At 45.6% G+C, this 9603-nt stretch carries 8 protein-coding genes; 5 read left to right on the forward strand and 3 right to left on the reverse strand.

Annotated elements, in window-relative coordinates:
* Positions 1-7 precede the first annotated feature (7 nt).
* Both lysA and lptM read right to left on the reverse strand, forming a co-directional pair.
* Complete coding sequence (lysA, locus tag R7M72_RS22890; RefSeq protein WP_005378745.1) at positions 8-1261, reverse strand: diaminopimelate decarboxylase; 1254 nt, start codon at positions 1259-1261, stop codon at positions 8-10.
* A 61-nt stretch (positions 1262-1322) separates the two neighbouring features.
* Positions 1323-1439: an LPS translocon maturation chaperone LptM gene (gene lptM, locus R7M72_RS26355; RefSeq protein WP_005378746.1), complete on the reverse strand. Its 117-nt coding sequence runs from the start codon at positions 1437-1439 to the stop codon at positions 1323-1325.
* Positions 1440-1513: 74 nt separating this feature from the next.
* Here lptM and cyaY point away from each other — a divergent pair, with 74 nt between their 5' ends.
* Entirely contained in the window at positions 1514-1828 is a 315-nt protein-coding gene (gene cyaY / locus R7M72_RS22900; RefSeq protein WP_042523922.1) for an iron donor protein CyaY, read from the forward strand.
* 69 nt (positions 1829-1897) lie between these two features.
* On the opposite strand, the gene R7M72_RS22905 is transcribed toward cyaY, so the two are convergent.
* A complete protein-coding gene (locus R7M72_RS22905; RefSeq protein WP_005378748.1) occupies positions 1898-4426 on the reverse strand; it encodes a class I adenylate cyclase in 2529 nt (842 codons plus the stop codon).
* Between the two features lie 346 nt (positions 4427-4772).
* Here R7M72_RS22905 and hemC point away from each other — a divergent pair, with 346 nt between their 5' ends.
* The 4 genes from hemC to R7M72_RS22925 are packed head-to-tail and all read left to right on the forward strand — an operon-like array spanning position 4773 to position 8852.
* On the forward strand, positions 4773-5711 hold the full coding sequence (gene hemC, locus R7M72_RS22910; RefSeq protein WP_005383388.1) for a hydroxymethylbilane synthase: 939 nt from the start codon (positions 4773-4775) through the stop codon (positions 5709-5711).
* A 2-nt stretch (positions 5712-5713) separates the two neighbouring features.
* The gene (locus R7M72_RS22915; protein WP_053350816.1) at positions 5714-6442 is read left to right on the forward strand and encodes a uroporphyrinogen-III synthase; all 729 of its coding nucleotides are present in this window, start codon (positions 5714-5716) and stop codon (positions 6440-6442) included.
* A gap of 17 nt (positions 6443-6459) precedes the next feature.
* Positions 6460-7671 (forward strand): uroporphyrinogen-III C-methyltransferase, encoded by a 1212-nt coding sequence (locus R7M72_RS22920; protein ID WP_054577266.1) that lies wholly within the window; start codon positions 6460-6462, stop codon positions 7669-7671.
* On the forward strand, positions 7671-8852 hold the full coding sequence (locus R7M72_RS22925; RefSeq protein WP_054577265.1) for a heme biosynthesis protein HemY: 1182 nt from the start codon (positions 7671-7673) through the stop codon (positions 8850-8852). Before R7M72_RS22920 ends, R7M72_RS22925 begins: the two co-directional genes overlap by 1 nt.
* Positions 8853-9603: the final 751 nt, after the last annotated feature.

Consider the following 9603-nt stretch of genomic DNA (forward strand, 5'->3'; position numbering starts at 1 on the left):
TTGTGTGTTACTCCGGTAGAATCTGTTCCAGCTGCCACAAACTGGTCAGCTCCTCACGCTGGCGAACTAAGTGGCTTTGTTTACCGTCCACCATCACTTCTGCTGCTCGGGTACGAGTATTGTAGTTCGAAGACATCACAAAACCATAGGCACCTGCTGAACGAACCGCGAGTAGATCACCTTCTTGCAAAACGAGTGCGCGATCTTTACCCAAGAAGTCGCCGGTTTCACAAATAGGACCAACCAAGTCGTAAGTCTGAGCTTCACCCTTTCGCGGTGAAACTGGCACAATATCTTGCCATGCTTGGTATAGCGCAGGACGCATCAAGTCGTTCATTGCAGCGTCGATAATCGCAAAGTTTTTATGCTCAGTATGTTTTAAAAACTCAACACGCGTTAGCAATATACCTGCGTTCGCAGCAATTGCACGGCCTGGCTCAAAGATCAGCTCCAAGTCTTGGTGATTTTCAAGACGGCCTAGTAACGCTTTGGCGTAATCAGAAGGCTGAGGTGGTAATTCATCACGATAGACCACACCCAAACCACCGCCGACGTCAAGGTGACGAATGTTAATGCCCTGCGCTTTTAAATCATCAATCAGGGCCAATAAACGGTCTGTCGCGTCGATAAATGGGTCTATATTGGTCAGCTGAGAACCAATGTGGCAGTCGATGCCTTGCACATTCAAGTTCGGCAGGCTTTGCGCGAATTTATAAACATCTGGCGCACGATCAAACGCAATGCCGAATTTATTGTCGCGAAGACCAGTCGAAATGTAAGGGTGTGTTTTCGCGTCGACATCTGGATTGATACGCAGAGAAATTGGCGCAATCACACCAAGCTCACCCGCAACCTTGTTCAAACGTTCTAGCTCTGGCTCAGATTCAACGTTGAAACATTTGATACCTAGCTCAAGAGCGCGCTTCATCTCTGCCGGTGTTTTACCAACACCAGAGAAAACGACTTTTTTCGGATCACCGCCTGCGGCAATCACACGCTCAAGTTCACCACCCGACACGATGTCAAAACCCGATCCCAAACGCGCTAGCGTGTTCAATACGCCTAAGTTTGAGTTGGCTTTCACCGCGTAGCAAACCAGGTGAGGATGCTGACCCACAGCACTATCAAACGCCTTCCAATGGCGCTCTAGCGTGGCTCGAGAATATACGTAAAGAGGAGTGCCATATTGCTCTGCAAGAGCTTGAAGTGGGACGTCTTCGGCCCAAAGCTGGCCATCATCCTGATAGTTGAAGTAATCCAAAATTCGCTTCCCTTATTTTATTCGACTGCTGAACCCTAATTTCACCCTAAGGTGCGGTTATTTATTGTGATTGCTCATTCTGTTGAGTGTCATCTGGAATGTATAGTGAGCCAGACTGACCACACCCCGCTAAGGTCGCGGCAACCATCACAAACAACACAGTAACTAATTTTTTCATTTCGCATATCGTGATTATTGAATCAATGCCCCCTATAATCGCACCACACTCAGGAAAAGCAATAGGATAGACGGATGAACGATACTGAATTTCATCAACTGGTGGATGCGCAGATGCAAATCATCGAAGAATCCATCGATGATTCAGGCGCAGACATTGATTACGAAGTCACTGGCAACGTAATGACATTGGAATTTGAAGACCGCAGCCAAATCATCATTAATCGCCAAGAGCCGATGCATGAGATCTGGCTAGCGTCCAAATCTGGTGGTTTCCACTTCAAGCTTATTGAAGGTAAATGGACCTGCTCAAAAACGGGTATGGAGCTATTTGAAATGGTGAAGCAAGAGTGTGAAAAGCACGCAGGCGAAACCATTGATTGGGCATAATTCTGGTCAATCGTCACCAAAACAAAAAGAGCACCGAAGTGCTCTTTTTGTTTATTGATACGGGTTTAATTACGCATTCACAGTTTTGGTCGGGCGACTCGGTGAACAACCGTCATTACGGTAAGGAATGATATACGCATTCCCCTCTTCAGGGTGAATAATTTGATAGTACTGAGGCAGGTTAAAGTTAATAAACTTCGACGCGACGCGACTATCGTCTTTTACCGACGTGTAGAAACTGTTTACAGACGAAATCATTTCATCTTTGGAGCCACTAAATTGGTGATACACTTCCACTTGATTTGACTCATCCAACACATAAATATTGAAGCCATCTTCGTTATCTTCAAAGAAGAACTGCACTAGACCTTCACTGGCAAACCCATCCACCGCCTCAGGCATTTGATATTCTTGCTCACGATCGAGCATTAACAGCGGCGAGCCTTTGAGTTTGTTAGTGGAAATGCTGCGGTAGAAATCGATGGAATTTTCTAGCTTCTGCACCGACACACCACGACGTTCAAAGAACAACCCATAAGTCTGGTTACCAAGACGCATCGCTTTAAAGCGGCGACGTTTCTCTTGCTCTACTGGTTTCAAGCGTAAGTCGATACATTCAGCTAAAAGCTGGTAAACCATATTACGCATCACACCACGCATGTTCTTCGCATAGCAGAACACATCCACTGATTCTGGTGGCAACGCATCTTGGTGCATTTTGCCCAAAATGGTTTTCAGTGCATCCAGCATCGCCGTTTCCCCTTTGAAATGCAGCGTACGCACTTCATGCCAAGAGTTACGGTAAACAAGGTCAACACTGCCGACTAAATTTTTATGTTCTGGACCAAAGCTAAAAATATCGGTGTTCTTAACATCCACTTTCAGCGAACGACCAGAAAGTTCAGACGTCGGATCATTTTCGAAGTTGATGAACATCGCAAGCTGGCTTATTTCACAAGGACTCGCTAGCGCCTGCATAGATGGACGACGCTTACGCAACGCAAAAGTATTTCGTAAGTCACTCACCATTTGGTAAAACTTATCAATATCTAGCTGCGCTTCACGTACCACGGCATGTAAACGAGTCGATTCAGTGATCAAGCCATTGAAGAATGCCCAAGCAACCAACTTACTCAAGTATTCATGATGCTCTAGATATGGTTGCCCCAAAATGCGGTGCGCAATAAGCGGTTGTTTATAGAGGTACCAACCAGACTTGTTTACCCCCCCTTTTTTCACTTCGATAAAGCTCAAGTCAGGCTCGTGCAGATCAGGTGAAATCTGTGGGTTTAGTAACGTTACTTTGCCCGGCAATACTTCAAAAGCCGCGTAGAGTTTACGGGCCAAAATACTGATGTCTTGCGGACTGATAGCAGAAGTGATGTCGTTACGACGCGCAAATTGAATCAAGTTACGGTAGCTTTGCATCAACGCATCCAGCAATGCATGATGTACCACCTTTACTTGTTCAACCTTCCAATTACGGCGGTCATCGAGCTCTGCAACGACACTGGCATCCCAATTCCATTTTGCAATCATATCGCTCAGTGCTTCACGACGCCAAGCTACTGAGCCAATATTCGGCTCACGAGATAGTTTTTCATGGGTTTTGAGATAGAAACAGCGACGCACCAAATCCAAACGTGTATCGTCTTGAATTCGCTCTAGGTAACGGGTTACTTTTTCCAACATTAAGTAGTACGCATCCATGCCATAGAGGTCAGGCTCATGGGCAAAGAAACGACGCTTAGTGTCGATGCTTAACAATTGAGTATGCGGGTATTCCCACGAGTAAGCTTCTAGCAAGATGGCTTTTAATACCGATTTGTAGGGAGAATCGATGCTTTTGTATAACTGCCACAAGTTCGAGCCGAAGTATTCTTCAGCAGGAATGCAGTTCAATTTACCAAAGTCGATCCATTCACTACAGTCGATGTAACCATCACTGCACAGTTGAGAAACGTACTCGTCGTAACACTCTTCCATTTCTGGCGGCACGATTTGCCATAACAAACGCTGTCCGGCAATACGCACCGCACTACGATAGAATTCATCTAGCAAAAGTAAGTGCTGAGATGAACCACAGTTATCACCTGTCATCTCCTCAGAATGATTGCTTCTAAAGCGCTCTTTATCCATTAAGAAAAAGTTCGCTTCCACGCCTTTGCTTTGTGCCCAATCCGTGATGAGTAGGCATTTATTGGTCAATAACTCGCGTTCGTCACAATCCATCTCTGGTGAAATACACACCCAAATATCCAAATCACTGGAAGTACTTTGACCAATCGAGGAGGTACTGCCCATGGTGTACAAACCCAATATAGCGGGCTTTTCTACCGTCTTGAGCGGCTGACCAATGGCAAGTTGAATATCATCTATGAATTGTTGCTGAATGCTATTTAGTTCAAGCCCATGCACACCAAACGGGACATCGGCATCATAATAGCCAGGAATTACAGGATGGTTGTAGTTCAACAAGGCAGGAATCAAATGGAAGACTTGCTGGCTTTGCGAATCCATAAGCGCCAGCGCGCGATCAACTCGCTGCTGATTCAAATTATCTAGTCGCTGGATGATTTTTTGGGTGTAAGCCTGCAAGGGGAATTCCTTGGTTGAACAATCACGAAAATCTGCTGACGTTTTAAACCAAAATGGCTTAAAAACGTGATCAATTTAACACTTTTATTGGTGCGGGTAAAGCTTCACGCCCGCGTATCACTCTGGATACAAAACCATACTTTAGTCACAAAATTAATCGCGCGGTAGTGTCGCTCTTATTACCTATTACTAATAATAGTCCTTAGTCTAATTGAGAATCCAGTCACACTATTTTCATAACGTCATGTAATTCCATTCATAGCCTTCAGAGATAACGAACTAACAGTAAGCATTTCTTGATGACAATGGTAGGATAAACCCAAATCCAAACAGCATTGAGAAGATCATGACACAATCCACACCGATTCGCATTGCAACTCGAAAAAGCCCTCTTGCTTTATGGCAAGCTTACTTTGTTAAAGACGCCCTTCAAGCCGCTCACCCTGGCTTGGAAGTCGAGTTAGTAACCATGGTGACCAAAGGTGACGTGATTTTAGATACACCACTAGCAAAAGTTGGCGGCAAAGGCTTGTTCGTAAAAGAGCTTGAAATCGCGATGCTAGAAGGACGTGCAGACCTCGCCGTTCACTCAATGAAAGACGTACCCGTCGATTTCCCAGAAGGCCTTGGCCTCGTGACCATTTGTGAGCGTGAAGATCCTCGTGATGCCTTCGTCTCTAATACCTATAGCCACATTGATGAGCTCCCTCAAGGTGCCGTGGTTGGTACTTGCAGTTTGCGCCGTCAATGCCAACTGAAAGAATATCGTCCGGACATCATCATCAAAGAGCTTCGCGGTAATGTGGGCACTCGCCTTGGTAAGTTAGATGCGGGTGAGTATGATGCAATCATTCTTGCTGCGGCTGGCCTCAAACGATTGAAGCTTGAAGAGCGCATTCGTAGCTTTATCGAACCAGAGCAATCACTACCAGCGGTAGGGCAAGGTGCTGTCGGTATTGAGTGCCGCCTTGACGATGAAAGACTGCTTAAGCTGCTTGAGCCACTTAACCACCAAGACACCGTAGACCGCGTTTTGTGTGAGCGCGCAATGAACCTTACGCTAGAAGGCGGCTGTCAGGTACCTATCGGCAGCTATGCCCTGCTAGACGGCGACAACATTTGGCTACGCGCATTAGTTGGCGAACCAGATGGCAGCGAAATTGTGCGTGGTGAAATTCGTGGCCATCGTAAAGACGGCGAAGCATTAGGAGTGCAGCTAGCCAATGAGCTGCTAGATAACGGCGCTCGTGAAATCCTAACTAAGCTGTACGCAGATCACGAATAACCATGGCAGTGTTGGTCACTCGGCCGGGAGAGCAAGGCAGCGCGCTTTGCTCTCTGCTCGAAAGGCACGGCATTTCCGCATATCACCATCCTCTGATCGACATTGTCGCCGATCTCACGGACACGCACCTCTCTAAACATCTACATCAAGCTCAAATTGTTATCGCTGTTAGTCGACATGCAGTGCAATGTGCACAGCAAATCTTAGCCAGCAACGGGATGTCATGGCCGAAACAAGCTATTTACCTTGCCGTTGGTCAAAAAACAGCACACTATTTAAGCAAATGTACCCAACAGAAAGTACACTATCCCCAAGTCAGTGATAGTGAACACTTATTGCGACTGCCAGAGCTCAACAATGTGGCACAACAACAAGTTCTTATCCTTCGTGGTAACGGCGGAAGAGAGCTGATCAAAGATGCATTGGTGAGGCGTGGCGCAAAAGTTCACTATAGTGAGACTTACAAGAGAGAATTCATCCCATTCGATCCAGTAAGCTGTATCTCACTATGGAAAAACCTACAAATTAACCAGATTATTGTCACCAGTGGTGAACAACTGGATTATTTGTGCAGCCAATTGACGTCGGAGCAATTGACTTGGCTTAATCAACAAGAGTTGTATATCCCCAGTCAGCGTATCGCTGACATCGCAATTCAAAGGGGGTTCACTCGCGTGAGATGCACGGGAAGCGCATCTAACCAAGAATTACTGGCGGCTCTCCAGCCCTAGCTACACAGGATATAGGCATGACAAGTAAAAATAACGACCAAAAAAATAACGATAAAAACCTTTCCGAAGAAACCTCATCGGCACCGCTAGTCGAAAAAACCACATCGCAGCAGGATGCGGACCTTAAAAAAGAGCAACCACAAGCGGCCGAGCCCCCAAAAACAGCAGAACCAACCAAAATCGAGTTTGAAGAAAAACAAGGCAAACGCGGTGTCAAACTAGGCACGGTCGCTATCATCTTATCGATTATTTTTGGCGGTGGCCTCGCGTACAAGCTGCATCAACAGCAAGCCGATTACCAAGCGCAGATCGCCCAACTAAAAAGTCAGCTAGAAAGCTCTCAAGCCTCCATGAAGCAAGAGCTCAGCCGGGTACAAGAAGAAACCATCGAGAAAGCAACGACCGTGACACACAAAGCGGAAGTGGTACTGGGACAGCAACAGAAGAGCATTGAAAGCTTACAGCTCGCCGTTGCCGATGTGAAAGGTCGTCGACCAAACGACTGGCTATTAGCGGAAGCCGATTACCTCGTCAAATTAGCCGGCCGTAAACTGTTCTTAGAGCATGACGTAGAAAGCGCAACTCAACTGATGGAAAGTGCAGACCAACGCATTGCAGCGCTGAATGACCCTAGTCTCGTCAAACTACGTAAAGCAATGGCGAACGATATCACCAAACTTCGCACTATCCCGCTAATTGACCGTGATGGATTGGTACTACGCTTAACTGCCCTGCAACAGCAAGTAGACAAGCTCCCTCTCGCCAATGCACTGCTACCTGAAGCTGAAGCCGTAGAAAACACTGAAGTATCTGAAGATATCGCAAACTGGCAAGATAACTTAATGACCTCTTTGAAGGACTTTTCAGAAAACTTCATTACCTTCCGCACGCGCGATGGTAACGTCATTCCACTGCTTTCTCCTGAGCAACACTTTTACCTGAAAGAAAACATCAAAGCCAAATTGGAAACGGCAATAAAAGCGGTGTACCAAGAACAAGGTGAAATTTACACCACATCTCTAAAAACAGCCGACAAATGGGCATTAGCTTTCTTCAACCAAGACGATAATTCCGTTAAAGAGTTCAACAAAACGGTTAACCTGCTAAGTCAGCAAAATATTCAAGTGGAATACCCAACAAAACTGCAAAGTCAGTCTCAACTATCAGATGTCATCCGTGAACGCCTACGTCGTGAAGTCACAACGATGACAGGCATGGAGGATAAGTAATGTTTCGTCTTATTTTCCTATTTGTTGTACTAGGCGCAGGACTATTTGTTGGCACCCAGTTTTCTGGTCAGCAAGGCTATGTACTCATCTCCATTGCCGAGAAAACGATCGAGATGAGCGTAACGACATTAGTGGTTTTCGTTATCGCTGCACTCGCAGGTCTTTTTCTGCTTGAGTACCTGATTAAGAAGTTAGTTTATGCTAGTTCTACAACATGGAACTACTTCAGTGTTCGCAAAATGCGCCATTCCCGCCGATACACCAATGAAGGCATTATTAAACTTCTAGAAGGTGACTGGAAAGGTGCTGAGAAGAAAGTAACTCGCTGGGCAAATCATCACGATATGCCGCTGCTTTGCTACTTGGTTGCGTCTGAAGCCGCACAAGGCCAAGGTGATAAAGCAAAACGAGATCACTATCTAGAGCTAGCGAGCCAACAAGAGAACGCCCATCTCGCAGTAGAACTGACTCGAGCGAAACAATTTATCCGCGACAACGAGTTCGAGTCCGCTTTCGATACCTTGCAATCGTTAAAAAGTCAGTATGCGAGTAACTCTATTGTATTGAACTTGCTGAAAACAACGTACATGCAGCTAAAGTTGTGGCAACCTCTTATTGACCTCTTGCCACAACTAACCAAAGCAAAACTCATCACGGAAGAAGAACATGCAGAGCTGATTCAAAAGGCGCAGTGCGGCTTACTCCATGAAGTAGCGCAACAACAAGGTAGCGAAGGGCTTATCTCTCATTGGAATAGTCTCTCACGTAAAGTTAAACAAGACACACACCTCGTTGCCTGTTTTGCTCGAGAACTCATCACTCGAAAAGCTGATGCAGAAGCCTTTACCGTGCTAAAAGAAGCATTAAAAAAACAACCTGCCCCAGAGCTTTATCAACTACTGCCAGATCTAAATCTGCCAGATACCCACCCTGTCGTGGTCTTCTTAGAGGGCGTAGTGAAGAAAGAACCGGATAACGCCGCTGCCCATAGCGCATTAGCGCACTTCTATTTCTGTCAAGAGAAGTGGCAAGAAGCCCAGGATCACTTTGAGATCGCCTTAAAGCTTCGCTCTGACGTCTCTGACTATGCATTCCTAGCAGACACACTAGAGAAGCAAAATCTAACCAAAGCTGCTCACGAAGTCTCTCGTAAAGCTCTCACGCTCGTACAGAATGACTAACTTAAGATGACCTAACCAAGCCGACAGCTTACCTGTCGGCTTTTTTATTGCCTGCTATTAACCCTTCAGTCCTTAGTCATCAATATGTTTATCCAATTCATTGGCTCCCAAGTAGTTCTCAACTTCCTAGCAACTCACTATCGTTTCACTTTCCTCTTCTCTTTTGACTACTCTGATCCTGTCATTCCAGCAGAATCCAAAACAATTTTAAAAGATGCAGGAATACGTAACTTTAGCCTGTTGATGTATGGTTTTAAGACGTAGCTAGATTTAGGCAATAGAGCACACGCGTCGCTAGACTGAGTAAAACAAAAAGATACATCAGTGAAACAGTGGCTATTTGAGTATGCTTATTTGTTCGGTCTATCCAGTAAAAGGGGCTAGAGAAGCAATGGTAGTGCTTTAAGAGAACGATAAGGCAATAGATGGTTCAACACCTTAACAAAGCATCTCCAACAACCTTATCGGGACAGCATGCAGTGATGAGGATGAACAGCTTTAGAGGCAACTGCACTTCTTAGCAAAAATCAAAACGTCACAACCAAGACCGATACCAATATTACTTTGTCGAAAAGTAGATCGCATATGGAATTGATTTTTGGCAAGCACAGATAGAGTAATAAAGATGTGCGGAAATGAAAAAAGCCTCGCTATTTCTAGCGAGGCTTCTTAATAGTGGCGGAGAGATAGGGATTTGAACCCTAGATACGCTATTAACGTATGCCGGTTTTCAAGACCGGTGCTTTCAACC

Origin of the sequence: Vibrio sp. YT-18, assembly GCF_033337345.1 — a bacterium.
Lineage (GTDB): Bacteria > Pseudomonadota > Gammaproteobacteria > Enterobacterales > Vibrionaceae > Vibrio > Vibrio alginolyticus.